This is a genomic window from Pseudomonas sp. 2822-15, from assembly GCF_002742515.1.
Lineage (GTDB): Bacteria > Pseudomonadota > Gammaproteobacteria > Pseudomonadales > Pseudomonadaceae > Aquipseudomonas > Aquipseudomonas salomonii.
Map to the genome: position 1 here is coordinate 1 of NZ_LJRY01000035.1, position 421 is coordinate 421.

4 tRNA genes are annotated in these 421 nt (G+C 57.0%); all 4 read right to left on the reverse strand.

What is annotated here, in order from left to right:
* The 4 genes from AOA59_RS00120 to AOA59_RS00135 all read right to left on the reverse strand — a co-directional run bounded on the left by AOA59_RS00120 (position 1) and on the right by AOA59_RS00135 (position 417).
* Positions 1–76: transfer RNA gene (locus AOA59_RS00120), tRNA-Gly, on the reverse strand.
* 4 nt (positions 77–80) lie between these two features.
* Positions 81–156 (reverse strand) — tRNA-Glu (locus AOA59_RS00125).
* Between the two features lie 105 nt (positions 157–261).
* Positions 262–337, reverse strand: a tRNA-Gly gene (locus AOA59_RS00130).
* 4 nt (positions 338–341) lie between these two features.
* Positions 342–417, reverse strand: a tRNA-Glu gene (locus tag AOA59_RS00135).
* Between the last annotated feature and the right edge of the window lie 4 nt (positions 418–421).

A 421-nucleotide genomic window follows, 5' to 3' on the forward strand; every position in this document is an offset into this window, starting at 1 on the left:
TGGAGCGGGAAACGAGACTCGAACTCGCGACCCCGACCTTGGCAAGGTCGTGCTCTACCAACTGAGCTATTCCCGCAAAATGGCGTCCCCTAGGGGACTCGAACCCCTGTTACCGCCGTGAAAGGGCGGTGTCCTAGGCCACTAGACGAAGGGGACACACAACTGAAACACATGGTGTGTGTTTCAGTGCCCAGAGGTTAAATCCGAAGATTATGCCCTGGTTTCACTCAATGCCGCCCTAGAGCCACATTGCTTGTAAATTGGAGCGGGAAACGAGACTCGAACTCGCGACCCCGACCTTGGCAAGGTCGTGCTCTACCAACTGAGCTATTCCCGCATATTGGCGTCCCCTAGGGGACTCGAACCCCTGTTACCGCCGTGAAAGGGCGGTGTCCTAGGCCACTAGACGAAGGGGACACAC